The sequence below is a fragment of the Mesorhizobium sp. L-8-3 genome, assembly GCF_016756615.1.
GTDB lineage: Bacteria > Pseudomonadota > Alphaproteobacteria > Rhizobiales > Rhizobiaceae.
The window spans coordinates 171,183-197,630 of the sequence record NZ_AP023262.1; the positions used below are offsets into that span (position 1 = coordinate 171,183).

At 65.0% G+C, this 26,448-nt stretch carries 19 protein-coding genes, 1 tRNA gene and 2 pseudogenes; 8 read left to right on the forward strand and 14 right to left on the reverse strand.

Going from position 1 to position 26,448, the window contains the following annotated elements; genetic code table 11:
• The first annotated feature begins 217 nt into the window (after window positions 1-217).
• Genes JN302_RS00785 through bktB form a run of 6 tightly spaced genes read left to right on the forward strand, consistent with a single transcriptional unit; the run spans window position 218 to window position 5,733 of the window.
• A complete protein-coding gene (locus tag JN302_RS00785) occupies window positions 218-1,063 on the forward strand; it encodes an enoyl-CoA hydratase/isomerase family protein (protein ID WP_202331260.1) in 846 nt (281 codons plus the stop codon).
• Complete coding sequence (locus JN302_RS00790) at window positions 1,060-1,821, forward strand: TetR/AcrR family transcriptional regulator (RefSeq protein WP_202331261.1); 762 nt, start codon at window positions 1,060-1,062, stop codon at window positions 1,819-1,821. The genes JN302_RS00785 and JN302_RS00790 overlap by 4 nt, the downstream gene beginning before the upstream one ends.
• Window positions 1,821-3,383, forward strand: coding sequence for a class I adenylate-forming enzyme family protein (locus JN302_RS00795; protein ID WP_202331262.1), 1,563 nt, complete (start codon window positions 1,821-1,823; stop codon window positions 3,381-3,383). Before JN302_RS00790 ends, JN302_RS00795 begins: the two co-directional genes overlap by 1 nt.
• Complete coding sequence (locus JN302_RS00800) at window positions 3,383-3,850, forward strand: PaaI family thioesterase (protein WP_210382580.1); 468 nt, start codon at window positions 3,383-3,385, stop codon at window positions 3,848-3,850. Before JN302_RS00795 ends, JN302_RS00800 begins: the two co-directional genes overlap by 1 nt.
• Window positions 3,847-4,515, forward strand: a complete 669-nt coding sequence (locus tag JN302_RS00805) for a transglutaminase-like domain-containing protein (protein ID WP_202331264.1) — start codon at window positions 3,847-3,849, stop codon at window positions 4,513-4,515. Before JN302_RS00800 ends, JN302_RS00805 begins: the two co-directional genes overlap by 4 nt.
• Window positions 4,516-4,551: 36 nt before the next feature.
• Entirely contained in the window at window positions 4,552-5,733 is a 1,182-nt protein-coding gene (bktB, locus tag JN302_RS00810; RefSeq protein ID WP_202331265.1) for a beta-ketothiolase BktB, read from the forward strand.
• A gap of 508 nt (window positions 5,734-6,241) precedes the next feature.
• On the opposite strand, the pseudogene JN302_RS39525 reads toward bktB, so the two are convergent.
• The 8 genes and pseudogenes from JN302_RS39525 to JN302_RS00845 all read right to left on the reverse strand — a co-directional run.
• Window positions 6,242-6,421: pseudogene (locus tag JN302_RS39525) on the reverse strand (efflux RND transporter permease subunit); the annotation flags it as partial.
• 1 nt (window position 6,422) lies between these two features.
• Window positions 6,423-6,662: pseudogene (locus JN302_RS38885) on the reverse strand (efflux RND transporter permease subunit); the annotation flags it as partial.
• Between the two features lie 215 nt (window positions 6,663-6,877).
• Window positions 6,878-8,086, reverse strand: a complete 1,209-nt coding sequence (locus tag JN302_RS00820; protein ID WP_202331267.1) for a TIGR03862 family flavoprotein — start codon at window positions 8,084-8,086, stop codon at window positions 6,878-6,880.
• A 464-nt stretch (window positions 8,087-8,550) separates the two neighbouring features.
• On the reverse strand, window positions 8,551-9,324 hold the full coding sequence (locus JN302_RS00825) for an amino acid ABC transporter ATP-binding protein (RefSeq protein ID WP_202331268.1): 774 nt from the start codon (window positions 9,322-9,324) through the stop codon (window positions 8,551-8,553).
• Window position 9,325: 1 nt separating this feature from the next.
• Window positions 9,326-9,988, reverse strand: a complete 663-nt coding sequence (locus JN302_RS00830; RefSeq protein ID WP_202309658.1) for an amino acid ABC transporter permease — start codon at window positions 9,986-9,988, stop codon at window positions 9,326-9,328.
• Window positions 9,988-10,635, reverse strand: coding sequence for an amino acid ABC transporter permease (locus JN302_RS00835; protein ID WP_202309659.1), 648 nt, complete (start codon window positions 10,633-10,635; stop codon window positions 9,988-9,990). The genes JN302_RS00830 and JN302_RS00835 overlap by 1 nt, the downstream gene beginning before the upstream one ends.
• A 57-nt stretch (window positions 10,636-10,692) precedes the next feature.
• Window positions 10,693-11,511 carry a transporter substrate-binding domain-containing protein gene (locus tag JN302_RS00840; RefSeq protein ID WP_202331269.1) on the reverse strand — a complete coding sequence of 273 codons (819 nt, stop codon included), beginning with the start codon at window positions 11,509-11,511 and terminating at the stop codon, window positions 10,693-10,695.
• A 444-nt stretch (window positions 11,512-11,955) separates the two neighbouring features.
• Window positions 11,956-12,573 carry a TetR/AcrR family transcriptional regulator gene (locus tag JN302_RS00845; RefSeq protein ID WP_202331270.1) on the reverse strand — a complete coding sequence of 206 codons (618 nt, stop codon included), beginning with the start codon at window positions 12,571-12,573 and terminating at the stop codon, window positions 11,956-11,958.
• A gap of 90 nt (window positions 12,574-12,663) precedes the next feature.
• Between JN302_RS00845 and JN302_RS00850 the strand changes: the two genes are divergently transcribed.
• Window positions 12,664-13,857 (forward strand): MFS transporter, encoded by a 1,194-nt coding sequence (locus tag JN302_RS00850; RefSeq protein WP_202331271.1) that lies wholly within the window; start codon window positions 12,664-12,666, stop codon window positions 13,855-13,857.
• Window positions 13,858-14,008: 151 nt separating this feature from the next.
• On the opposite strand, the gene JN302_RS00855 is transcribed toward JN302_RS00850, so the two are convergent.
• Complete coding sequence (locus JN302_RS00855; protein ID WP_202331272.1) at window positions 14,009-14,611, reverse strand: NADPH-dependent F420 reductase; 603 nt, start codon at window positions 14,609-14,611, stop codon at window positions 14,009-14,011.
• 34 nt (window positions 14,612-14,645) lie between these two features.
• The gene (locus JN302_RS00860; RefSeq protein ID WP_244846147.1) at window positions 14,646-15,398 is read right to left on the reverse strand and encodes a 3-oxoacyl-ACP reductase family protein; all 753 of its coding nucleotides are present in this window, start codon (window positions 15,396-15,398) and stop codon (window positions 14,646-14,648) included.
• 106 nt (window positions 15,399-15,504) lie between these two features.
• On the opposite strand from JN302_RS00860, the gene JN302_RS00865 reads away from it, so the two are divergent.
• Window positions 15,505-16,434, forward strand: coding sequence for a LysR family transcriptional regulator (locus JN302_RS00865; RefSeq protein WP_202331274.1), 930 nt, complete (start codon window positions 15,505-15,507; stop codon window positions 16,432-16,434).
• A 90-nt stretch (window positions 16,435-16,524) separates the two neighbouring features.
• Here JN302_RS00865 and JN302_RS00870 read toward each other — a convergent pair.
• The 4 genes from JN302_RS00870 to JN302_RS00885 form a co-directional block, all read right to left on the reverse strand.
• Window positions 16,525-16,614, reverse strand: a tRNA-Ser gene (locus tag JN302_RS00870).
• A 248-nt stretch (window positions 16,615-16,862) separates the two neighbouring features.
• Window positions 16,863-19,049 carry a calcium-binding protein gene (locus JN302_RS00875; RefSeq protein ID WP_244846148.1) on the reverse strand — a complete coding sequence of 729 codons (2,187 nt, stop codon included), beginning with the start codon at window positions 19,047-19,049 and terminating at the stop codon, window positions 16,863-16,865.
• Window positions 19,050-19,079: 30 nt separating this feature from the next.
• On the reverse strand, window positions 19,080-21,224 hold the full coding sequence (locus JN302_RS00880; RefSeq protein ID WP_202331275.1) for a TonB-dependent hemoglobin/transferrin/lactoferrin family receptor: 2,145 nt from the start codon (window positions 21,222-21,224) through the stop codon (window positions 19,080-19,082).
• Window positions 21,225-21,284: 60 nt separating this feature from the next.
• Window positions 21,285-26,381: a cadherin domain-containing protein gene (locus tag JN302_RS00885; protein WP_202331276.1), complete on the reverse strand. Its 5,097-nt coding sequence runs from the start codon at window positions 26,379-26,381 to the stop codon at window positions 21,285-21,287.
• Window positions 26,382-26,448 lie beyond the last annotated feature (67 nt).

Consider the following 26,448-nt stretch of genomic DNA (forward strand, 5'->3'; position numbering starts at 1 on the left):
CCGTCATCGACCCGAAGCTTCGCTTCGGCCCACAGACCGCAATTTCCAACGATTTTCCTCCCGATCGTCGCTTCGTTCTTCCCGCCCAGCCATCGCATCCAAAGAGGCTTGCGTCATGACGGAGAATGATGAATTATCTTCATTAACAGTCACGGAAGGTTTTTTGTCAACGGGAAAAATGGCGTAGCCGGCGCTGACGCCAGTGGAGGATCGCTTCGTGGAAAAATCGGAATTCTCAGGCGCGCCGGTATCGCTCGACTGGCCCGCGCCTCAGGTCGCGCGGCTCACGCTCGATCGCGGAACGGAATTCAACACGTTGACCTTCGCCATGCTGCGCGGGCTCGACGAAGCGCTCGACAAGGCGCAAGCCGAAGGGGCGCGGGTCGTCATCGTGATCGGCAGCGGTAAGGCCTTCTGTTGCGGCGCCGAGGTCAGCTATTTCACCGATCCGGCATCGGGTCTCGCCGACAATCCGCTCGCCATCCGCGAGCGCTACGTCAGGCAGATCATCCGCACCTTCCGCAAGCTGCGCGACATGCCTTTCGTCACCATCGCCGCGATCAACGGCTTCGCCTTGGGCGGCGGCTGCGAGATGGCACTTTCCTGCGATTTCCGGCTGATCGCGTCCAATGCCCGCATCGGCCTTACCGAAGCGCGGCTCGGCGCCGTACCCGGGGCCGGCGGCGTACAGATGCTGTCGGCGGTGGTCGGACGGGCAAAGGCACTCGAGATCATCCTGCTCGCCGACCAATGGTCGGCCGAGGAGGCTCTTTCCGCCGGGCTTGTCCATTCCGTGCATCAGCGGGAGGCGCTCGACGACGCCGCGCTGGCGCTGGCGCGGCGACTGCTTCTGTGCAGCCCGATCTCGATCGCCGAATCGAAGCGGGCCATCAACCGCTGCGAAACATCAAGTGCGGACGAAGCGGACGAGATCGCGCTCGACGCCGTCGCCGCCGCGGCGAGCGGCACTGATTGGCCGGAAGGCATGCGGGCCTTCCGGGAGCGGCGGCCGCCCCGCTTCGCCGAACATGGTATCGGCCGACAGGGAAGCGGCAACAGATGAGCCCGGCCGCCCGCCGTCCCGTCTCGCGCCTGTCGCGCGAGAGGCGTGTCGCCGACATCATGAAGGCGGCGCGCGACGTGTTCAAGGAGAAGGGCTATGAGGAAGCCCTGATCTCGGAGATCGCAGAACGCGCCCAAGTCGTCGAAGGCAGCATCTATCGCTATTTCGAGAACAAGCGCGATCTTCTCGTGAAGGTGATCGAGGACTGGTACGAGACCATGCTCTCCGATTACGACCAGCAGCTTTCCGGCATCAGCGGCACGCGCAACCGCCTGCGTTTCATGATCTGGCGGCATCTGGCGACGGTCCATGAGGACCCCGCGCTTTGTCACCTGATGTTCCAGTACCTGCGCGTCGGCCCCGACTACAGCTCCACTGGCGTCTACGACCTCAACCGCAAATATACGCGGCGAACGCTCGATATCGTGCGCGAGGGCATCGCTTCGGGCGAATTCCGTCCGGACATACCGCTGCGCCTGGTGCGCGACATGATCTATGGCTGCGTCGAGCACCGCACCTGGGCCTATCTTCGCGGCGAAGGGGATTTCGACATGAACCGCACCGCCGACGCCATCGTCGACCTTGTGCTTGCGGGGCTGCAAAAGACGGCCGGCCCGGCTATCGTCGCGCCCGAGCTGGCCGACCGGCTGGAACGCGTCGCCGAACGGCTCGAAGGGTTCGAAGCTCTCCAACCGCCGCGGGCATCGCCTCGCGGCGCCCGCAGCGCCAAGCCGGCACGACGGGGAGGAACCGCCTGATGACATCGTCGGGTCCAGGAACAGACACAACGCGGGCGGGACAACTGACCGTCTACGGCCTCTTTGCCGCTCAGGCTCGCCGCGATCCGGAAGCGATAGCCATAGAACACGGAGTACTCAAGCGTAGCTATGGCGAGCTCGAACAGCGCGTGCTGAGGCTCTCCGCGGCATTGCGCACACGGGGCGTCTCCCATGGCGACCGCATCGCGCTGCTGTCCGAGAACCGGCACGAATATGTCGAGATCGAACTCGCCGCGGCCTGCCTCGGCGCGATCGTCGCCTGCCAGAATTGGCGCCTCGCGCCGGCCGAGATCCAGCATTGCATCGATCTGGTGTCGCCTGTCATCGTCATCGTGTCGGAGCGCCACCAGGCACTTTCTGACAAGCTCGACGTGCGCGGCCGGCCGACCTTGCTCATCGAGCGCGACCATGAGGCGCTGATCGCCGGGACGGCACCCCTGCCGACCCTGCCGCAGGTCGATCCCGAGGACGGGCTGGTCATCCTCTACACCAGCGGTACGACGGGCCTGCCCAAAGGCGCGCTGATCAGCCACCGGGCCGAGATCGCGCGCATGACGGTGCTGCGCATGGACATGCGGGCGACCGAAGAGGACGGCTTCGTCGCCTGGGCGCCGATGTTCCACATGGGTTCGACCGACCAGGTGCTCGGAGCGCTGATGTCGGGCGCCACCGTCTTCGTGGTCGACGGCTTCGACGCCGAGGCGATCGTTTCGATCATGGAACGCAGCCTGCTCGGCTGGATGTTGTTGATGCCGGGATCGATCGAGCCTGTGGTCGAGCTGATGAAATCGTCCGGGCGCAAGGCAAGGGGCATACGCGCCATCGGCGCCATGGCGGATCTGGTACCCAAGAAACTCATCGCCGAGCTCTCGGGCCTCACGAATGCGCCCTATCTCAACAGTTTCGGATCCACCGAAACCGGCCTGCCGCCGGCATCCTCCGTCCTGATTCCTCCCGGCACCCTTCCCGCCAGCCTGTCCAAGCGCAAGAGCTCGCTGTGCGACCTCAGGCTGGTCGACCCTGACGGCGACGACGTCGCCGACGGCGAACCCGGAGAGGCGGCGGTGCGCGGGCCGACCGTGTTCAGCGGCTACTGGAATGCCGAGGAGACCAATGCTCGCGACTTCCGCGACGGCTGGTTCCGCATGGGCGACCTCTTCCGGCGCAACCCGGACGGCAGCTACGATTTCGTCGACCGTGCGAAGTACATGATCAAATCCGGCGGCGAGAACATCTATCCGGCCGAGATCGAAAGGGTGCTGCTCGCCGATCCCAGGGTCAGCGACGCCATCGTGGTGCGCAAGCACGACGACAGATGGGGCGAAGTTCCCGTCGCCTTCGTCGCACGCAAGGACGAAACGCTCTCGACTGCGGAGATCGAGACGCTCTGCCGCTCCTCGCTCGCCGGCTACAAGCGTCCGAAGGAGGTGCATTTCATCGGCTTCGACGATTTTCCGCGCAGCACGACCGGCAAGATCCTGCGCCATGAGATGGAGCAACGCCTCAAGGCCGAGCAGCCAGCCGGATCAAAGGCGCGATGATGGATCAGCCGGTAGCACATGACGACGCCCGGCTCGTCGGCCAGGGCTGGTCGCGCATCCGCCCGAGCCGTTTCACGACTTTGATCGGCCCGATCTGGACGATCACGGTCAATGGACGCCAGCGATACGCCTTCATCGTCGAGGACAAGCACGACAACACCACCGATCGGGCCCATGGCGGCATGATCATGGCCTTCTGCGACGAGGCCCTTGGCCTCCATGCGCATGGCTTGAAGCCCGCTGACAGGTTGTTCACCGTCGGCTTCGAATGCCAGTTCGTGAACGGCGCCAAGATGGGCGACCTGGTCGAGATCGAGCCCGAGATCGTGAATGGCGGCCGGTCGCTGGTTTTCATGCGTGGAACCTGCAAGGCGGGTGAACGCGTGATTGCCACATGTTCCGGCATATGGAAAAGAGCGGGTGCCGCCCGAGGGGAACGAACCGCGCAGGATGGGAATGGAGGATGATGGACAAGCAGGACGCAACACTCGCGCCGACCAGGTTCATCGATTCGGGCTCTCCCGATGTCATCGCTTTCGCGCGTGAGCACGCTGGCGGAGGTTCCGGCCGGGACCGCGCGATCCGGCTTTATTATGCGGTCCGCGACGGCGTCCGTTACGACATGACGACCTTCGGGCTCGATCCGGCACAGTTCGTGGCGTCGAACTGCCTGAAGGCGCCGTCGGCCTTCTGCGTGCCGAAGGCGATCGCGCTGGCCGCCGTGGCGCGCGCCGCGGGCATCCCGGCCCGGATCGGTTTCGCCAATGTCCGCAACCATCTGACCTCGCCGCGCATCAGCGCCATGATGGATACGGACCTGTTCCTCTGGCACGCCTACACGTCGCTTCTCATCGACGGCAAATGGGTCAAGGCGACGCCGGCCTTCGACATCGCGCTCTGCACCCGCCACAAGGTCAAGCCGCTCGACTTCGACGGCAGCGAGGATTCCATCCTCCACCCTTTCGACGAGGCCGGCCGCAAGCATATGGAATATGTCGATTTTCTCGGCGACTATGACGACCTGCCGTTGGAGGCCTTCGCCGCCGAGATGCGCGCGCATTACCCGGTCATGCTTGAGACGCTGGAGCGCGAAAGGGCGGCGCGGCAACAGGACAACCAGCAAAGCGCCTGAGAGGGCGCGGACATCCAACGGATCCAAGGAGACGACATGACGGAAAGCGTGGTGATCCTCGCGGGCGCGAGGACGGCGATCGGAACATTCGGCGGCGCCCTGGCCGGCCAGGAGCCGGCGAAGCTCGGGGCGGCTGTCGCGACCGAAGCGATGAAGCGTGCGGGGGTCGACAAGGCCGATGTCGGCCATGTCGTCTATGGCAATGTCATCCCGACCGGACCGCGCGACGCCTATCTCGCCCGTGTCGCGGCGATCGAGGCCGGCATCCCGCAGGAAGTGCCGGCGATGACACTCAACCGGCTGTGCGGCAGCGGGGTGCAGGCGATCGTTTCGGCCGCCCAGAACATCATGCTGGGAGACGCAGAGATCGCCCTCGCCGGCGGCGCCGAGGTGATGAGCCGCGCCCCCCATTATCTGCAGAGCGGCCGGTTCGGCCAGAAGATGGGCGACGCGGTCATGGCGGATGGGCTGACCGGCGTGCTCACCGACCCCTTCGGCAACGGCATCATGGGCATCACGGCAGAGAACGTCGCCGCACGCTGGTCGATCTCCCGCGAGGACCAGGATGCCTTCGCCGCGGAGAGCCAGCGCCGCACGGCTGCGGCTGCAGCCGCCGGCCATTTCGCCGACCAGATCCTGCCGCTCGAAGTGACGGCCGGCCGCAAGACCATCCAGTTCGACACCGACGAGCATCCCAAGCCGGACACGACGGCAGAGAGCCTTGCCGGGCTGAAGCCTGTGTTCCGCAAGGACGGCTCGGTAACCGCCGGCAATTCGTCGGGCATCAATGACGGCGCCGCGGCCATTGTGCTGACCTCGGAAGCGCGTGCGGCGAAGGCCTCCCTCACGCCCCTGGCGCGCATCGTCGGCTACGCCCATGCCGGCGTGGAACCCGGCGTCATGGGTATCGGGCCTGTGCCGGCGGTGAGAGCCCTGCTCGCCCGGACGGGCCTGCAGACCGACGACTTCGACGTGATCGAATCGAACGAAGCCTTTGCCGCCCAGGCGCTCGCCGTGTCGCGCGAACTCGGCCTCGACCCGCAGAAGGTCAATCCCGACGGCGGCGCCATCGCGCTTGGCCACCCCGTCGGCGCAACAGGCGTCATCCTTGTCGTGAAGGCCCTGTCCCACCTGAAGCGCACCGGCGGCCGCTACGGCCTCGTCACCATGTGCATCGGCGGCGGCCAGGGCATCGCGCTCGCCATCGAGCGCTGCTGAGGATAGCTGGAGCTACCCCTCATCCGACCTCGCCCTCTCGGGCAGGCCACCTTCTCCCACAAGGGGCTAGCGTGGGCACACAAGTGGTTTGGTTGGCCTGTCGAGAGGGGGGCGCGACGCGGACGCCCCCCTCTCCCCGTTCTTCACGGGGAGAGGGTAAGGGTGAGGGGCTCTTTTTTGCGACGTCTGCGCCGCCCCTCATCTGCCTGCCCGTCCTCCGCAGCAGCTGCGGAGGGTGGCATCTTCTCCCCGTGAAGGACGGGGAGAAGACGGACGGCCGCGACCACTCAGCCAACCTTCAAAGATGTGTGCCCACGCTAGCCCACAAGAGGGGAAGGGAACGGCTTGCAGCAGCGTCTCGGCCAATCGCAGACGTTGAAGATTTGCAGAGCCGGCCTGGCCAGGCTCCCGCCTTCTCCCCTTGTGGGAGAAGGTGGCCTCGCGAAGCGAGGTCGGATGAGGGGTAGCCTCGCTCGACCCCGCGCGGCTGAAATCAGTCCGCCGCCCCCTACTCCGCCGGCGCAGGCACTGCCTCGTCCTTCAGCTTCTCGCCCTTCCTTCGCCGACCCAGCGGATCCATCACGAAGACGTAGAACACCGGCACGAAGAACACCGCCAGCACCGTCGCCGAGATCATGCCGCCCGGCACGCCGGTGCCGATGGCATTCTGGCTGGCGGCACTGGCACCTCGATTCGAAATAGATGAGGCCAGGCGCGCCGTTCAGTTCGTCCTCGATCGGCCGCGTCACGCTCTGATAGATCTCTTCGGGCGACGCACCGGTGTCGTTGGTGCCGATCGACACCTGCGGCGGCGCGACATTGGGATATTGCGCGACCGGCAGCAGGGGCAGCGCAATCACCCCCGCAAGCACGATGAAGATCGCCACGACCCAGGCGAAGACGGGCCGGTCAATGAAGAAATGCGGCATGAAAGACGTCCTTGTTCAGTCCGGCGCGCCGCCGAAGCCCGTCATGTTCCGCGCGGCCCATCCGGGGCCGCTCGGCTTTCGGCCAGGAAAGCCAACCTTGCGCCGCGGGGCTCCGTCGCTGTCTCAACGGTGTCCGACACGACCCCGCGCAAAAAGGCGCTGCTGATCCATTGCTATTTTTGTGGTGCTCGGGCGTCGGCGCCGCGGTCGCGGGCTCAGCGCCACAGCCACGCGTCGATCCCGCGGGCGGCGGCTCTCCCCGTTGCGAGGCAGGCGGTGAGCAGATAGCCGCCCGTCGGCGCTTCCCAGTCGAGCATCTCGCCGGCGACAAAAATGCCGGGCAGCGCCTTCAGCATATAGGCGTCGTCGACGCCCTCCCAGCCGACGCCGCCGGCCGAGGAGATGACCTCGGCAATGGGACGCGGGGCGACCAGCGGGAGGGCGAGCGTCTTGATGCGGCGGGCCAGGCGCGCGGCGTCCTTGCGGTCATCCTCGGGAACGAGTTGCCTGAGCAGCGCCGCCTTGACGCCGCCGATGCCCGCACCCTTGCGCAGGCGGGTGGAGAAGCTCGCCTTGATGTCCTGCCGGCCGAGGTCACGGGCCAGCCGCTCCGAAGTCCTGCCCGGAGCAAGGTCGAGGGTGAGTACCGCGGTTCCTTCGCGCTCGAGCCGATCGCGCAGGGCCGCGGCATGCGCATAGACCAGGCTGCCCTCTATACCCGCGCCGGTCACGACGAATTCGCCCGGAACGCTGCCGGCATCTGACGAGGCGACGACCGACTTTATCGGGCTTCCCGCGAAGCGCTCCACGAATGCCGGGCTCCAGGCGACGTCGAAGCCGCAATTGGCCGGCCGGAAATCGCGGACTGTCACGCCCTTGTCGCGCAGCCAGCCCGTCCAGGCCGCGTCCGAGCCGAGGCGCGGCCAACTCGCGCCGCCGAGCGCCAGCAGGGCGGCATCGCAATCCACGACCGTCTCTCCTTCCGGCGTCCGGAAGACCAGCCCATCCCCGGCGAAGCCGATCCAGCGGTGCCGCGTCAGGATCGAGACGCCTTGGTCTTCGAGCCGGCCGCGCCAGGCGCGCAGGAGGGGTGACGCCTTCATCACGGTCGGGAAGACGCGGCCCGAAGAGCCGACGAAAGTGTCGATGCCGAGACCTTCGGCCCAGGCCCTCACGTCTTCGGGCGTGAAGGCGTCGAGCGCCGGGCGGAGCCGGCCGGCGGCATCGCCGAAGCGCGAGACGAAGGAAGGATAGTCCTCGGAATGGGTGATGTTGAGGCCCGACTTGCCGGCGAGCAGGAACTTCCGCCCGAGCGTCGGCATGGCCTCGTAGACCGTCACGCCATGTCCTGCGGCCGACAGCGTTTCGGCCGCCGCCAGACCGGCAGGCCCGCCCCCGATGATCGCGATCCGGTCTTTGTTCAACGTTTCGACACCTGGCACCAGTGATTCAACCCCTCTGATAGCAAGGCATGGTCAGCCGGAGAACGGCCATGGTCGTCCCGGATGCCTTTCGCAAGGGCAACCTTTCTGGTGCGCCGGCAATTCGAGGCCCGAGGGCCCGGCCCGCCGATTCGCGGCGCTCGTCATTGTTTTAGAAAGTGTTAATATTCATCAGCGCTAAATTGTCCCATGCGCTATGTCATCGCGATCGTCGGGCTGACAGTTTTCGGGCTTTGGGACTTCGGAAAGAACGGCGGGAACACCACCGCGTCAATTGTCGCCGAAGTCTTTCGCGTCGGGAGAGCCCTGGGGCTCTGAGGATCACGCCCCCCTGCCCTCTGTCCACTTCCCCTGGGCGGCATCCTTTTCCTATTACATCGCATCCCAGCGGACATTTCTGAACGATGCAGCCTCAACCTTGCCGGGCCGCCGCCGATCGGCAGACGTCAGAAGCTGTTCCGCTCGCGATAGGTGCGCAGGAACGACCGGATACGTGCGTCCTGAGGATGGTGCAGGATGCGGCTCGGGCTGTCGACCCCTACCACCTCTCCCTCTTCCATGAAGACGACCTGGTCGGCCACATGGGCGGCGAAGCCCATCTCATGGGTCACCACCGCCATGGTCATCCCTTCGCCTGCGAGCGCCTTCATCACGTTGAGCACCTCACCCACCAGTTCAGGGTCGAGCGCCGAGGTCGGTTCGTCGAACAGCATCAGCTTCGGCTCCATGGCGACCGCGCGAGCGATCGCCACGCGCTGCTGCTGGCCTCCCGAAAGGCGGGAAGGGTGATTGGCCATCTTGTCGGCCAGCCCTACCTTGGCAAGCGCCTCGGCGGCGCGTCGACCGGCCTCGGATTTCGACATGCCCCGCACGCGGATCAGGCCCTCGGCCACGTTTTCCATGGCGCTCATATGGGGCCAGAGGTTGAACTGCTGGAACACCATGCCGATGGAACGGCGCATCTCGCGCAACTTGCGCCCCGACATCTTCCTGCCCGGAGCCTCATAGCCGATCAGCTGGCCGTCGATGCGGACTTCACCGGAATCGTATTCCTCGAGGAAGTTGATGCAGCGCAGAAGCGTGGACTTGCCGGACCCCGAAGGTCCGATCAGGCACGTGACCTTGCCGGGCGGGATCGTCAGGTCGATGTTCTTCAACGCATGAAAGGGCCCGAAGTATTTGTTGACCTTGCGGATCTCGACGGATGACGCAGCCGGCATCTCAGGTCCTTTCAACCAGGTGACTGGTGATGCGCGCTTCGAGCCGGCGGCCGATGCGCGATATGAATTCGACCAGGCCCCAGAAGAACAGCGCCAGAACCAGGTTGGCCTCGACGTAGCGAAACGTCTCGGTGGACATGCGCTGCACCTGATAGAGCAGCTCCGGAACGGTAATGATCGACAGGATCACGGTTTCCTTCGTGAGGATGATGGAGAAGTTCACCAGCGCCGGCAGGGCGGACACCAGGCCGAGAGGCAGGATGATGCGGCGCACGATATCGATCTCGGTCATGCCGATGGCGCGCGCGGCCTCGATCTGCCCTGTCGGAACGGCGCGGAAGCCGGAGCGGAAGATCTCTGCGAAATAGGGGCTGCCATAGACGGTCAATCCCAGCAGGCCCGCCGGCAGCGCGTCGAGGCGCAGGCCTATGAGCGGCCCGCCATAATAGAGCACGAAAAGCTGGACGAGGAACGGCGTGCCGCGGATCACCTCGATATAGACCTGAATCGCCCACCCCGCCCAGCGGGGCGCATAGCGCTGGGCGAGCGCGATGAGCAAACCGAGCGCCATGCCGAAGACGGTGCCGAGCGCCCAGCACAGGATGGTGAAGGCGAAGCCTCGCAGGAGCGATGGGCCGTAATGCTGCAGGATGCTCCAATCCATCACACGGCCGTCCTGTGCTCGAGATACCGACCGAGCGCGGCCAGGCACAGATTGATGAGAAGATAGATACAGGCGGCGGCGATATAGACTTCGAGCGGACGGAACGTGGTCGCCGCCTGTGCCTGGCTGGCGCGGGTGATTTCCAGGATGCCGACGACCGAAACCAGCGACGAGGCCTTTACGAGCAGGATCAATTCGTTGATCAGGGCGGGCAGTGACAGCGCGACGGCTTGCGGAAGGATCACCCTGGTCCAGACGTCGAAGGGGCTCATGCCGATGGCCGCGGCGGCCTCGGCCTGTCCTTTCGGCAGTGCCGTGATCGCACCGCGCCAGATCTCCGAAATATAGGCGCTGGCGCAGACCCCCACGGTCACCACGGCCGCGAACATCGGCGGCACGTCCAGACCGACCACCGGCAAGGTGTAGTAGAAGACCAGCAGTTGCACCAGAAGCGGCACGCCGCGCAGGAAGCTGACCCATAGCGCGGCAAAGCGGCGAAGCGCGGGATAGGGCGACAGCCGCGCGGCGCAGATCAGCGTGCCGATCACCAGACCCAGCCCGATCCCCAGCACGGAGATCAGCAAGGTAAAGCGCGCCGCCCACAAAAGCGGCACGAAGCTCTCGAGGAAAACCGGGATGGAGAACATACGCGCCTCGCCTTGCCGGAAGGGGCGCGGGCGGACAGGACCCCGCCCGCAATCCGCTTATTTCATCGGCACTTCGCGCGGCAATTCGGTGTATCTGCCCAGCCACTTCTCCTGGATGGCCTGGATGCGCCCGTCGTCGGTCATCTTCAGCATTGCGTCGTTGATGGCCTTGGCGAAGCTCTCGCTGTCGGCCTCCTTGCGCAGCACCCAGGCGAAATATTTCTGTTCGCCGAACTGTGCCGGCGTGAAGAGGGCAAACGTCTCCGGGCGGTTCTTGACGAGATAGGTCAAGTTGGGCAGCGAACCGGCAACCGCGTCGAGGCGACCCGCGGCCAGATCGGCATAGGCTTCATCCGTGGTGCCGTATTCCTTGACGGTGACGCCGCCGAGCTTCTCGCCATAGGCTTCGAGCTGCTTGAACTGGGCAGTGCCCTGCTGCACGCCCACGGTCTTGCCCTTGATGTCCTCGGGCTTGGTCAGGTCGTTGTTGGAGGCGGCCTTCACGAGCGAGACGGTCGCGTCGGCGATCGGCAGGGTAAAGGTATACCGTTCGAGCCGCTCGGGCGTTATCGTCACCGGCGCAATCACGATGTCGAACTTCTTGACCTCGAGGCCCGGCAGTTCGGCTGTCCAGGGAATGTCCTGATAGACCGGCTCGGCGCCGATTTCCTTGGCGACCTGATCGAACAGATCCTTGGTCATGCCCTCATAGACGCCGTCCTTGAGCATATCGAAGGGCGCGTAATGCATATCGGTCGCCGTAACGATCTTGCCGGCGGCCTTGACGTCCGCGAGTTGGTCGGCCTGCGCCGTGCCGGCGAGGCCGAGCGCGGCCAGGCCGAGCAGAGCGGCTTTGATGGTCTTGTGTGCTGTCATGTCATTGCTCCCTGTGGACTATCCGGTGACGCCGGTGTCGCGGCCCTGTTCGTGGGTACCGCCTAGAAGGCATGCGCAAGGCCGCTTTCGTCAACCGGATTGTGATGTCGATCGAAGCGCGGCTGCTGGAAATGGTCGCTGGTGGGGGTCCTCTGTTCCGGTTGTTGCTCTCCAGGCATCGGACGGCGTTCGCCGGGTTGAACGTGCCGCGTGTGCGGGCGCTGTGGCAGAGCTTGGAAATGGTCGGTGTCCCGACTGGTCAGGCGCTGATCGATGCGTTCAGGCCGAATGAGCGGCGGGCGCGCCGCCAGGCGGCACGCTGCGTTCATCGACCGCCGGTGGGCACCCGCTTTGTCACGAGTTGCTGGACAAGAAGCACAAGCCAACGGAATTTGCCTGCGGCAACCGGCGAATCGACACCTGCTTTCCGGGCACGGCAACGTCTCACCCGCGTGCCGGACTTGTCAGATACGCCAGGATCAGCCTGCGGCATTGGCCGGCCATGTCTCCGGCGATGCTGACGGGATGTCCTTCGACAGCGCGGTGAGCGACCGTTTCGAGAACGGTTTCGACGAGCGCCGCCGCATCCGCGAGGTCGAGATCCGGCGCTATCTCCTCACGATGCCCCGCCAGTATCTTCTCGATCGTCCTGGCGATCCTGCTGCTGATCTCAGCGTTCTTTTCGTCGCGCGCCACTCGCCTGGCAACCTCGATCAGCGTTCTGTGGAGTTCGGGCCCGTGCGGATGCGAGACAAGCGCCGCATGGATCATCGCGCCCACGCTTTCCCTCAGCGTCCCGCGTGAACCCTCCTCGATCGCCCGGACAAAGGTCGTGGCGAATTTCTCGCCGTAATGATCGACAACCGCGGCCGCAAGCGCCTGCTTGTTGGGAAAGTACTGGTAGAGTGAACCGACGCTCACCCCTGCGCGCTCGGCCGCTCGTGCGGTGGTGAGGGTTTCGAATCCCTGCTCCGTCAAAAGCTGAGCGGTTGCGACGATGATCGCCTCGACGGTGGCGCATGCGCGCGCCTGCCGGGGAATTTTGCGTGGATTTACATCCATTTGGAGGACTCGCCGGGCTGCAGTTCGAATGCGAACCCAAAATGTGAAAAATTCGTCACATATTCAAGCCTCGCGACAAGAGAGGCCTCCATGAACCGCACAAAGCTCATTATCGCGGTCAGCATTGCGCTGTCCGTCCTGGCAACAACGCTGATGCTGCCCATTCTCGCGCCGCTGATCCGCGAGTTGAATCTTTCCGTCAGCCAAGGCGGTCTGATGCTGTCGATCGGTTCGCTGGCCATGGTGATCACAGCACCTTTGTGGGGTACCGTCAGCGATCGCTACGGGCGCAAAGCAGCCATCGTTTCCGGCTTTGCGGGCATTTTCGTCGGCTTCGCGCTTTTCACCGTTGCGGTGCAGACCGGCTTGAGCGGAAGCCTGACGGTGACCGCCCTTTTCATCGCCCTGACTGCCTCCCGCGCCTTTGTCGGCGCTTTCCTATCCGCCATTCCGGCGGGCGCGCAGGCGTTGATGGCCGACATCACGACCGCCCGGGAACGTTCGAGCGGCATGGCGATCATCGGCGCGGCAACCGGCCTGGGGCTTATCGTCGGCCCGGCCGTCAGTGGCCTTCTGGTGACCCGCGGCATCATCTTGCCACTGTTTGCCGCGGCTGCGCTTTGCGTCCTCGGTGCCATCGTCGCCGCCTTCCTCCTGAAGACGGAACCGGCAAAACCGCAGGCCCCGGCGCATAATGTCAGCCTGTTTTCCGCCGCGCTGCAGCCCTGGCTTTTCGCCGGCATTCTGCTCTGGGTTGCTGTTGCAACGACCCAGATCAGTGCCGGCTTCTATTTTCAGGACAGGCTCGGCCTGGATACCGGCGCCGCCGCCAGGATGCTTTCCCTGGCGCTGACCCTTGTCGGCGCGGCGATGTTTGTCGTGCAATTGCTGCAGGTCGGATTTCAGCGATTCTCGCCGCGCATTCTCGTCCTTGCCGGGGCGGGTTTCTGGATCGCCGGATTGCTTCTCCTGCTGTCGATGGCCGACGCCCTGTCCTACTGTCTCGCCTATACGCTTCTTGGTCTTGGCGCCGGTTTTCTCCTGCCCGGCGTCATGGCAGGAGCGTCGCTGGCCGCCGGCCACGATAGCCAAGGCGTGGCAGCGGGGCTGGTCTCGGCCTCCCAGGGCATCGGCTTCATCATCGGGCCGGCCGCCAGCACGGCCCTCTACGAATGGGACAAGGCGTTGCCGTTCTGGATCCTCGCAGGCCTGATGCTGCTTCTCCTCCTCAAATTCGCGATCATTCCGCTCCGTTTTCCGCGGCTTGGCGACGCCGAGAGCTAGCCGAGGAGCGAGACGGAGTCGACTCAGGTCGGCGAGATCGCGATGGCGCCCAGGATGGAGAACAGCCGTGAACACGGCGGTTCGCTTTCGGTGGCCATGCCCTTCAGGGTCGCGGCCACCGGTTGGACGAGACTGCGTAGGCGAGGCTCGATCAGCCGAACTTCACGAGGTTGAGCGCCGGGAGCGGTCCGCCGGGGAACTGGACGAGGCGCCCACCGACCGAGATCGACCCGAGGTCGATGCCGAAGAAGCCGAGCCTGTCGATCAGCGCGCCGACTTCCGCCTTCGCTCCGGCTTCGTCGCCGGAATAGAACAGGACACGCCTGCCGCCTTCGGCGCGGGGATCGCCCGAAAGCAAATGCGGTTGCAGGTGGTTGAAGGCTTTCACCACCCGCGCACCCGGGACGAGGCTGGCGAAGACCTCGCTGGAAAGCCGGCCGTTCAGTTCGGCGGGCTTGAACAGCGGGGCTTCGACGGGATTGTTGGCGTCGATGACGACGCGGCCCTCGAAGTCCGGCAGGCCGGCGAGCGCGGCCGGCAGTTTCGACCAGTTCACGGCGACGAGGACGATGTCCTTCGAGGCCGCATCCTCGCGGGTGCCGGCTTCGATGGTCGGGCCGATGGCCGCGACGACATCCTTCAGGCTTTCCGGGCCACGGCTGTTGGCAAGCGTGGCCCGGATGTTGTTGTTGGCGAGAGCCGTTGCGAAGGCGCGACCGATATTGCCCGCGCCGATGATCCCGATACTGTTCATGGGGTTCGTCCTTTTCGTGTTCGGGTTCGGGTGATCAGGCGGTGAGGCCACCGTCGGCGACGATGTCCGCGCCGGTGACGAAGGCCGCGTCAGGACTTGCCAGGAAGGCGACGACGCTGGCTATCTCGGCGGGCTGGCCGTAGCGGCCGATCGCCATGCCCGGGCCGACCATCTTGGCGACCGGACCGTCCGCCGGGTTCATGTCGGTATCGGTCGGGCCGGGATGAACCGTGTTGACGGTGATGCCCTTCGGGCCAAGATCGCGCACGAGGCTGCGGTTGAAGCCGGTGATCGCCCCCTTGGTCAAGGTGTAGAGGGAGGCGGTCGGAAAGGCGGCATAGCGCGTCATCGACGAGCCGATCTGAATGATGCGCCCTCCCGGCTTCATATGGCGAACCGCTTCCTGGGTCGCAACGAACACGCCCGTGACATTGACGGCTATCATCCGCTCATAGGCCTCGAAGGTGACATCCTCGATCGAGCCGCCGAGTCCGAGGCCGGCATTGTTGACGAGAATGTCGAGGCCGCCGAACGCCGAGACAGTCTTCGCCACAGAGGCCCGGACCACATCGGGATTGCCGGCATCGGCCTCGATGGCGAAGGCCTTGCCGCCCGCCGCCTCGATGTCGGCGACGACCTGGCGAGCCTTGTCGGGCGACGCGCTGTAGGTGATGGCGACCGCCGCGCCATCCGCAGCAAGTTTTTTTGCTATGGCCGCGCCGATCGAGCGCGAACCACCGGTGACGAGGGCGGCCTTGCCGGCCAGGGGACGGGCATGCTGGGTCATGGACTTCACTCCGTTCGGGTTTCGACGGAGAGAAGATGGCCTGTTTATTTCCATGCGATTAGCGGGTAATGGCTTGAGCTAATTTCAAGTGATCATTGAAGGTAACATGGAGACGCTTGCCAATCTCGAAAGTTTCGTCAGAAGCGCCGAGGCCTCCAGCTTCTCGGGCGCCGCTCGGCGCATGTCGCTGACGCCAGCCGCAGTCAGCCGGAACGTGGCCATGCTGGAGCGGAATCTGGGGGTGCGGCTGTTCCAGCGCTCCACCCGCAAGCTCGTCCTGACCGAAGCGGGCGAACGGTTCCTCCAGTCGATCGGCGACAGCCTCGAAGCCTTGCAGGAGGCGATCGCCGACGCCTCGTCCGGAGCCTCGGAGCCGATGGGCGTACTGAAGGTCAGCCTCAGTCCCACCTTCGGCGTCACCCATATCCTGCCTCTGTTGCCGGAACTGCTCAGCAGATACCCGCTCATCCGGCCGGAATGGCATTTCGAGAACCGGCCGGTCGATCTCGTCGCCGAGGGTTATGACGCGGCGATCGGCGGAGGCTTCGATCTGGCGCCAGGCATTGTGGCCCGCACTCTGGCGCCAGCGCATATCATCGCCGTCGCTTCACCGGCCTATATGGCGGAATGCACACCGCCGACGGATCCGGCAGGGCTCTCGCAGTTCGACGGCATCGTCATGCGGTCCCTCAGAACCGGCCGGATCCGTCATTGGTCCATGCGTGACGCGGCGGGAACGCAGATGATGGCGATGCTGCCCGAAACCGTCGTCGTCAACGACCCGGCCGCGATGCGTGAGGCCGCAAGGCTCGGTCTCGGCGTGACGATGCTCGCGGTGCCCGATGTCCTTCAGGAGTTAGAGAACGGCAGCCTCATCCGCCTTCTCCCGCAGTGGTATGCCGATGCGGGCGCAATTTCCCTCTACTACGCCTCACGCACCCTGCTGCCGGCCAAGACGAGGGCGTTCGTCGATCTCGTGGCGGAGGTGTTCAAACGAGACCGGCTGGCCGAGCGGTTCGCCGGCAGCCTCGGATGACAGACGCCAGGCCACTGATCGGGGGCAAACGGCGGCGTCTTGCCTGGCCATCTTGCGGGACATTGCGCCATGGGACGCTATCGGCGGGGCTGGCGGAGAGAAAGGGATTCGAACCCTTGATACGGTTTCCCGTATACACGCGTTCCAGGCGTGCGCCTTCAACCACTCGGCCACCTCTCCGCATGCGCCGCCGGCTGACAAGCGAAGCGGCGCGGGGCTGATCTAGTCGATAGTTGGCGAATTGCCAAGCCATCCCGTGCATCTTTTGGCAAAGCCGCCGCAGAACCATTCCCGGTACCGTGGGGACACGGCGGCACCGGCCCATCGCTCGGTCGGAACCGATGGCGCGGGATACCGGACGCGCCCCGCCCGACGCGCTCCCACGGCTCGATCGCCCCCGCGCGCCGACCGGTTCTGTTATCTTGCGGTCAGATCACGAAGAAGTCGCCGCTGGTCAGCGCGAGGCCTGCGGAGACCGTGGCGAAGTGGATGGCGGCGCCGGAACCGGAGCCGTCGGCATCGAAGGAGATCGCGCCCGTCGCCTTGTTGTAGATGATGCGATCCTGCGCGTCGGCCGCCGCCGCGCCGGTATGGAAGGCACCAGCCGCCAGCCAGCCCTCGGCCAGTCCCTTGAACGCCGCATTGTCCACCCGGATCGTGTCGGCTGCGACGTTGAAGTCGGTGATGCGGTCGACATTGGTCGTCCGGTTGAGCGAAGTGTTGAACAGGAAAGTGTCGGAGCCGGCGCCGCCGGTCAGCGTGTCGTTGCCCCAGCCACCGGCGAGCACATTGTTGCCGGTCGTGCCGACGACGACATTATTGAGCGTGTTGCCCGTGCCCCAAACCGCGGAGCCGGTGAGCGTCAGGTTTTCGACATAGGTGGCCAGCGTATGGTTCACCGACGAGATCACGCGGTCGGTGCCCTGGCCCGCAACCTCGACGACGACATCCCTGGCGTTGTCGACATAATAGGTGTCATTGCCGGCACCGCCGACCAGGCGATCCGCTCCCATGCCGCCGTTCAGCGTGTTGGCGAGCGCATTGCCCGTGATGACATTGTTCAGCGTGTTGCCCACGCCGACCAGCGCCGAACCGGTGAGGGTCAGGTTCTCCAGATTGGCGCCCAGCGTGTAGTTGACCGAAGACCGAACCGTGTCGGTGCCGGCACTGGCCGACTCGACGATCGTGTCGCCGCCGTCGGTGCCATAGGTGTCATTGCCCGCACCGCCGACCAGGCGATCCGCCCCCGTGCCGCCATTCAGCGTGTTGGCCAGCGCATTGCCCGTGATCACGTTGTTGAGTGTGTTGCCCACGCCCACCAGCGCCGAGCCGATCAGGGTCAGGTTCTCCAGATTGGCGCCCAGCGTGTAGTTGACCGACGATCGCACCGTGTCGGTGCCGGCATTGGCCGCCTCGACGATCGTGTCGCCGCCATCGGTGCCATAGGTGTCATTGCCCGCACCGCCGACCAGGCGATCCGCCCCCGTGCCGCCGTTCAGCGTGTTGGCGAGCGCGTTGCCCGTGATGACGTTGTTGAGCGTGTTGCCCACGCCCACCAGCGCCGAGCCGATGAGGGTCAGGTTCTCCAGATTGGCGCCCAGCGTGTAGTTGACCGAAGACCGCACGGTGTCGGTGCCGGCATTGGCCGACTCGACGATCGTGTCGCCGCCGTCGGTGACATAGGTATCGTTGCCGGCGCCACCAACCAGGCGATCCGCCCCTGTGCCGCCATTCAGCGTGTTGGCCAGCGCATTACCCGTGATGACGTTGTTGAGCGTGTTGCCCACGCCGGCCAGCGCCGAACCGCTCAGGGTCAGGTTCTCCAGATTGGAGCCCAGCGTGTAGCTCACCGACGAGATCACAAGATCCGCGCCCTGGCCAGCAACCTCCACCACGACGTCCCCGGTACTGTCGACATAGTAGATGTCGTTGCCCAGCCCTCCGACCAGACGATCGTTGCCGGCACCGCCGTTCAGCGTGTCGTTGCCGACGCCGCCCTCGATCAGGTCGTTGCCGAGGCCGCCGCCGAGGACGTCATTGCCGGCATTGCCGCGAACTGTGTCGTTGAAGCGCGTGCCGTTATAGACGTCGTTGCCGGCCGACCCCACGACATTGTGGGCCTCCGCCCAGATGTAATCCTTGAGCAAGGTCGGATCAGACCGGCCGCCGTCATGTCCGCCACCCATCAGGCCGTTGACCGTGTCATGCATCGGACCGCGCACGCCATAGGCGTTGGAGATGGAGAGGCCGCTGATTTCGATCGCGGTCGACACGCCGGTGATGCGCCCGCTGGCGTCGAGATCGAACGAGCCGTCGGAGTTGTAGGAGCCTCCGAGCGTCGACAGGCGGACGGTGGTCAGCGTTCCGCTCAGCGTATGGCCGTTGAAGTAATATTTGATGTCGCTGCCGTCGACGACGATCGCCTTCGTGTCGGCCGGATTCGTCGCGACCTTGTCCAGAAGGACGATCTGGCTGCCCTCGAAAGTGCTCGCTCCGCCGAGGATGTAAGGCCAACCGGTAGGCACAAGCGTAGCGAAGTAGCTCGCGAAATAGGTATCGAAATTGACGCCGGACGGCGAATCGGAGGTCGTGTTCAGCGTAATCGTGAGCGTCATCGTCTTTCTCCTTTCGTATTCCGGGCCAGTTCAGAGCTGGTCGCTGCCGAACTTCACCGTCAGCGACAGCTTGGCGTTGAAGCCCGGGCTGGGGTCGGCATCGAGATATTGCGTGTATTGGCGGTTGAAGATGTTGTTCAGCGCGAGGTCGGCGCTCGCCTGCCCGTTGATCTTCCAGCGGGCGAAGAGGTCGACAAGTTGATAGGCCTCGCCGACGAAGCCGGTAGAGCCGGCGTCGCTCTTGTCGCCCACGACGGTCAGGCGCGCGCCCGCTGTCAGCGCCTGCTCGAAGGCGCGGAAGCCAAGCGTCGTGACCACGCGATTGGGCGGCACCTTCTGGAGCTGACCGCCCGTGGCCAGGTTGACGCCGTTCATCACCTGTCCGGACAGTTCGGCGAAGTAGTCGCCGGTGTCGTAGCTGCCCTCGATCTCGAAACCCTCGATCCGGGCCTCGGCGACGTTCTGATACTGGTAACCGCCGGGGATCGGGAACATGATGAAGACCTGGTCGATGTAATCCTCGACATTGTTTCGGAACACGCCGGCCTTCATCCGCAGCCGGTCGCCGCCCATGAAGACGTCGTCGAGCCTGAGATTGACGCCAGCCTCGATCGACCGGGAAATCTCGGGGCGAAGGTTGGGATTGGGGAAGAAACGGCCGTTCACCGGCGCCGGATGGAAACCTTCGATCAGCGTCTCGGTGATTGCCGGCGCGCGATAACCTTCGGCATAGGTGGCGTAGAAGGTCACCGGGTTCCAAGGCGTGAGACCGACCGTCAGCTTCGGCGAAATGCGGTTGCCGCCATTGGAGATCGTGTCGTTCAACAGGCTGTAGGCGTCGTAGCGCACCGCCCCGATCACCTCGAGCCAGCCGTCATAGGTCACCCGATCCTGCACGAAAGCGCCATAGGCCAGCCTCCGGCCCGAAGGCGTCAGGTCGTCGCTCGTGCTCAGTAGGTCCTCGGTATTGACCTTGTCGCGGAAGAGGTCGCCGCCATAGGTCAGTCCATGGCTGACAGGACCAGTGTCGAGGCGCGAGGTGTTGAAGACGTCGAAGCCGGGGGTCACGACCGCGTAGGACTTCTCGGCGCCTATGTCGGTTCCTGTCGCATTGACCTGATCGAAGGTGGTGCCGGTGTAATAGACCTTGGCGCTGAAGTCCCACCAGGGGTTGTCGGGCGTGTAGCGGTAACCGGCGGTGAAGGTGTCGGCGATTGCCGTGGTGCTGCGCGTGAGGCCTGAGACGTTGTCGAAATCGTTGTGGTAGCGCATGCCGGAGAGCGTGATCTCCTGCGCTTCGTCGGGACGGATCCGCGCCTTGAGCAGGCCCGACAGCAAATCCTGCCCCGATTGGACCTTTGTCCCGTCGCCGGAACTGTAGTCGTCGAACTTCTGCCACGTGGCGGCACCGGCTAGGTCGAACGCGTCTGTGAAGCGCGCGGCGGCCTCGCCATGCAGGAGACCGCCGAGACCGTTATATTGGGCGCCCGTTTTCAGCCGCGCACCTATGGTCTCGCCCTCGTCGAGCACGTCGTCGGCGTCGATGGTGGTGAAGCTCACGACACCGCCGATCGCGCCGCTGCCATAGACCGACGACACCGGCCCGCGCGTGACGTCGACCGCCTTCAGCATCTCGGTATCGAGATAGAAGGTGCCGTTGGCCCCGTGGCCGTTTTTCTGGAAGTTCTGACGGGCCCCGTCGATGAGCACGTTGACGCGGCCGAAATCCTGCATGCCGCGTATGTTGATCGCGGTACCGGGGTCGTCCGCCTCGGTCTGCGTGGTGACACCGGGGATCAGGCGCATGATATCAGAGACCGATCCGCCCTGGACCTCGAGTTCCAGGCGCTCCCGAGACAATCCGCTCGACGCGGAGAGGCTTTCGTAAACGTCGCGCGCCGTGCGCGTCGCCGTCACGACGAGCGGGCCGAGCATGGTGACGGCGGCATCCTCGCCCTGCTGGGCCTCGGTACCGGCGGTCGCGGCCTGTGTCGGTTGATCTTCCGCCTGCTGGGCGCGCGCCGGACCGGCTCCGACGATTGCAGCGGCCAGCGCCAAAACGCTCGCGGATGCGCGTCGACGCGCCAGACTGCCTTCGGCCTCGTCGAGCCCCGGCGCCAGCCATCCGAACAGAATGGGGCGGCGCGACCCGCGGCCCTTGTCCATAACTCTCATTCCATTTGCCCTTTGGGTTGCCGGAGCGGCACTGCCACCCCGGTTGCCTGATGCTTGCGGTCAGATGACGAAGAAGTCCGCATTGGTCAGCGCGAGGCCCGCGGAGACCGTGGCGAAGTGGATGGCGGCGCCGGAACCGGAGCCGTCGGCATCGAAGGAGATCGCGCCCGTCGCCTTGTTGTAGATGATGCGGTCCTGCGCATCGGCCGCCGCCGCGCCGGTATGGAAGGCACCAGCCGCCAGCCAGCCCGCTGCCAGTCCCTTGAACGCCGCATTGTCCAGCCGGATCGTGTCGGCCGCGACGTTGAAGTCGGTGATGCGGTCGACATTGCTCGTCCGGTTGAGCGAAGTATTGAACAGGAAGGTGTCGGAGCCCGCACCGCCGGTCAGCGTGTCGTTGCCCCAGCCGCCGGCGAGCACATTGTTGCCGGTTGTGCCCACGATGACGTTGTTGAGCGTGTTGCCCGTGCCCGACACGGCCGAGCCAGACAGGGTCAGGTTCTCGACATGAGCGGCAAGCGTGTGGCTCACCGACGAGATCACGCGGTCGGTGCCCTGGCCTGCAACCTCGACGACGACGTCCCTGGCGTTGTCGACATGATAGGTGTCGTTGCCGGCGCCGCCAACCAGGCGATCCGCCCCCGCGCCACCGTTCAACGTGTTGGCCAGCGCATTGCCTGTGATGACATTGCCGAGCCCATTGCCCACGCCGACCAGCGCCGATCCGGTGAGCGTCAGGTTCTCTACATTGGCGGCGAGCGAGTGATTCACCGACGAGAACACCCGATCGGTGCCTTGACCGGCAGCCTCGACAACGACATCGCCGGCATTGTCGACATAGTAGGTGTCGTTGCCCGTTCCGCCGACCAGACGATCCGCCCCTGCCCCGCCATTCAGCGTGTTGGCGAGCGCATTGCCTGCGATCACATTGTTGAGCGTGTTGCCCGTGCCCCAAACCGCAGAGCCCGTCAGCGTCAGGTTTTCCAGATTGGCGCCCAGCGTGTAGTTGACCGACGACCGCACCGTGTCGGTGCCGGCATTGGCCGCCTCGACGATCGTGTCGCCGCCGTCGGTGACATAGGTGTCGTTGCCGGCGCCGCCGACGAGGCGATCCACGCCGCCGCCATTCAGCGTGTTGGCAAGCGCATTACCCGTGATGACGTTGTTGAGCGTGTTGCCCGTTCCGACCAGCGCCGCGCCGGCGAGCGTCAGGTTCTCCAGATTGGCCGCCAGCGTATGGTTCGCCGACGACTGCACCGTGTCGGTGCCGGCACCGGCCGCCTCGACGATCACATCGCCGCCGTCGGTGATATAGTTGTCGTTGCCGTCGCCGCCGACCAGGCGATCCGCTCCGCCGCCGCCGTTCAGCACATTGTTCGCGCCGTTGCCGGTGATGACGTTGTTGAGCGTGTTGCCCGTGCCCCAAACCGCAGAGCCCGTCAGCGTCAGGTTCTCGAGATTGGAGCCCAGGATGTAGTTGACCGAAGACCGAACCGTGTCGGTGCCGGCACCGGCCACCTCGACGATCGTGTCGCCGCCGTCGGCAACATAGGTGTCGTTGCCGGCGCCGCCGACCAGGCGATCCGCTCCGCCGCCGCCGTTCAGCACATTGTTCGCGCCGTTGCCGGTGATGACATTGTGGAGCGTGTTGCCCGTACCCCAAACCGCAGAGCCCGTCAGCGTCAGATTCTCGAGATTGGAGCCCAGGATGTAGTTGACCGACGACTGCACCATGTCGGTGCCGGCATTGGCGGTCTCGACGATCGTGTCGCCGCCGTCGGTGACATAGGTGTCGTTGCCGGCGCCGCCGACCAGGCGGTCCGCTCCGCCGCCGCCGTTCAGCACATTGTTCGCGCCGTTGCCGGCGATGACGTTGTTGAGCGTGTTGCCCGTGCCGTTGATATTCGCCGAACCGGTGAGCGTCAGATTCTCGACATTCGCAGACAGGGCGAAGCTGACGGAAGCCTCGACACTGTCCGTGCCGGCGCCGGCCGCCTCCGTGACCCTGTCGCCGGCATTGTCGACGACATAGATGTCGTCGCCCGCGGCGCCGCTGAGGCTGTCCGCTCCCGCCCCGCCATCGAGCTTGTTGTTGCCCGAATTGCCTATGATCGTGTTGGCGAGCTCGTTGCCGGTGCCGTCGAGATCCGCCGATCCCAGAAGCTGGAGATTCTCGACATGGGCCGAGAGCCTGTAGCTCGCGGTTGACCTGATCGTGTCGATCCCTTCGCCGAAGTTTTCGACAACGACGTCCGTGCTGCCGTCGACGATATAGACGTCGTTTCCGTCACCGCCGACCAGCACGTCCATGCCGCCATTGCCGTCGATCGTGTCGCCGAATCCGGAGCCGAAGAAGACGTCGTTCCCGGTAGTGCCGGTGAAGTTCTGAGCGTAATTGGAAAGAACGTCGTAGATGGCTGCGGCGTTGCGGCTCTGCACGGCGTTGTAGAGCGCATGGACGAGATTGAGGGACGCGTTGCTGCCCGTGCCCCGGACGGCGTCGAGATCGAAGCCGCTGATCCTGACCTGCTCGAGTAGGCCCTGGAGCAGACCGGCGCTGCCGGTTCCCTCGGTCCCCGTCGTCACGCCGTCGACCCACTGGCCGAACGTCAGCGTGTCGAGCGAGCCGGAAATGCCATGGCCGTACTGGGCGCCGTGGTGGATATAGTCATAGGCGAGGCCTTCGCCGCCGAGCACCACACGGTCCGCCGTATCGACGCCTCCCCGCTTGTATCTGAATGCGATCTGATCGCCGTTCACATAGACGTTGCCCGGCCCATAGGGGTTGGCGTCGGGCGTTCCGCCGTAGAAGTTGTAGCTCGGGCCGGCGAGGCCGGCGAAGTAGTTCGTGATGAACGAGCTGAAATTGACGCCGGTCGAGCCGAGGCCGCTGGCATCGATGGTGAGCGTTCCTTCCGGGGCGTCGAACGCGTCCGCGTGCCGGATCGTGAACGTCCTGGCCGTGGTGTTGCCGGCGGCATCTTTCGCCTCGACGGTGATATCGTAGGTCTTGCTGGCCGCGGTCTCGTAGTCGCCGAGCGGCTTCGCCAGCTTGATCTGATTGCCGTCCACCACGAACAGGCCGTCGGCATCGTTCGTCAGCACATAGGAGACGGCGCCTCCTTCGGGATCGGTCGAAGCGAGCGTGCCGACCACGGTGCCGACGGCCGAATTCTCGGCGACAGCCGTTGCGGACAAGGTCGGCGCAGTCGGTGCCTCGTCGACATTCCCCACGTTGATCGTGAAGCTGCGCGTCGTCACATTGTCATTCGCGTCGGTCGCCGTGACGGTGACGGCATGCGACGTCGCGGCCTCGAAGTTCACTCCGGCCTTCAGCCGCAGTTCGTTGCCGACGATTTCGAACTTGTCGCCGGCATCGGCCGTCAGGACATAGGTGATCGCCCCGCCTTCGGGATCGGTGGCCGAGAAGGTGCCCACCACGGTGCCGATCGCCGCGCTTTCCAGAACCGAGGTCGAGGACAGCTCCAGATTCACAGGAGCCTCGTCCAAATCGGTGACCGTCACCGTGAAGGTCTGGCTGACCTCGTTTCCGGCGAGGTCGGTCACCTTCACCGTCACCTCGGGCGACGCATTTGTTTCATAGTCCAGCTCGCTCTTCAGACGCAGTTCATTGCCGACGAGCTCGAACAGGCCCCCGGCGTCGGTCACCAGCGCGTAGGTCAACGCGCCGCCTTCCGGATCGGTGGCCGAGAATGTGCCGACGACGGTATCGACGGGCGTGTCCTCCGGCTGCGGCGACGTCGAAAACGCAAAGTTGGTCGGCGCTTCGTTTTCCGGCGCGTCCTGGACACCGTCGGCGAACTGCAGCTTTTCGATGCCGAGCAGCCGGTCGGTGCCGTCGTCGCCGTCGCCCGTCACATTGTCGGCGATCGTGATCGTCCCGTCGGCGTTCCTGGTGATTGTGTAGTCGGCGAAGTTCCCGCCGAAGATCGCGGTATCGACGCCCCCGCCTCCGGACAGGATGTCGTTGCCGGCCTGGCCTCTGATCGTATCGCCGAACTGGGTGCCGACATAGAGATCGGCTCCCGACGAGCCGATGAAGTTCTGGGCATAAAGGTCAAGCGCATCGGCGATCTTGGCGAGAGCGGCGAGAACACGCTGCTCGTTCGGTGTGCCTGTAGCGTCGCCATACATGTGGGCGATGCCGAAGAGGTGGACCAGGCCACTGGCCTCGATCTCGGCCTCTTCGGCCGCATTTGCCGGCAGGGCGTTCGTGAAGTCGAGCCCTGTGATCCTGAGTTGCGCGGCGCCGCCGACGAAATAGCCGTCAGCATCGAAGCTGCCGGTGCCGCGCGTCCCGTACTCCAGCGTGTCGATCATGCCGTGGATCGTATGAGTGCCGAAGCCGTAGGCAAGCTGGCCGTGCGCCAGGACATATTTCGACGCGGCGTCGGTGCCGTAACCGATGAACATCTCCTCGCCGGAAAAGTTGCCGCTGTTATCGAAGGAAGGAAACCCACCGCCCGTCTCGCCGGCGACGAAGCCGCCGCGCAGAAAGGCCTCGAGGTCCATTCCGTCCGCGCCGGAAGCGTCGATTGTGATTGTGCCAAGCAGCTCGGCCACGTCCGTAACTCCTATCGTGAATGTCTGGGAAACCTGGTTCTCGCCGTCCGAGACCTGGACGGTCACCGCGTGCTCGGCGGCGATTTCGCGATCGAGCCCGGCCTTGACGCGCAATTCGTTGCCGACGATCTCGAACCTGCCGGCGGCATCGTCGGTCAGCGTGTAGGTGAGGGTCTGTCCTTCAGCATCGGTCGCCGACAGCGTTCCGACCACCGTGCCGGGCGCGGCATCCTCGGCCACCGTGTTGCCGGTCAGGGCCAGCCCCGTCGGCGCGGTATCGTCGGTGACGGTCAAGGTAATGGGTATGTCGTAGGTGCCGCCGTCGGCATAGACCAGGACCTGGAAGCTCAGGTCGACGACCGTGGGCGGGTTCTCGAAATCGAAGGCCGTCGCCGTCGAATAGACCGAGAAGGAGCCGTCCTCCTGGAGCCGGAAGTCGAAATAGACGCTGGAATCGGTACCGTCGATGCCGCCCAGCACGCTCGCCCAGCCGTCGTCGGGATGGATCGGCGCGGAGATGGTCGCCACCAATGTGTCGGGCGGAGTGTTCTCCGCGATCGTGATTGAAGCCATGACGAGCCACCCCTTGGAAAATGGCATCCGCGCCCGCGCGGAAGCCGTCGTTTGGAATTTGTCCCGC